Below are 344 nucleotides of genomic sequence, written 5' to 3' on the forward strand. Positions count from 1 at the left end.
CTCATGTGAAAAAGTTTTCCGCCCGGACCTTCGCAACGAACCGGTCATCGTACTCAGCAATAACGATGGCTGTGTGATCGCGCGCAGCCCGGAGGCAAAAGCCCTTGGCATCAGAATGGGGCAGCCCTGGTTTCAGGTGAGACAGATGCGCCTGGAGAAGAAAATACATGTATTTTCCAGCAATTATGCGCTGTACCACAGCATGAGCCAACGGGTCATGGCTGTTCTGGAGTCGCTTTCTCCCGCAGTTGAGCCCTACTCAATTGATGAAATGTTTATTGATTTGCGGGGGATAAATCATTGCATCTCTCCGGAGTTTTTTGGTCATCAGCTCAGGGAACAGG

1 pseudogene is annotated in these 344 nt (G+C 50.9%); it reads left to right on the forward strand.

Annotated features, from left to right (window positions below):
• Nucleotides 1-344: pseudogene (locus tag E0D98_RS26195) on the forward strand (protein ImpB); the annotation flags it as partial.

Source organism: Escherichia sp. KCJ4928 (assembly GCF_004352695.1).
GTDB lineage: Bacteria > Pseudomonadota > Gammaproteobacteria > Enterobacterales > Enterobacteriaceae > ECMA0423.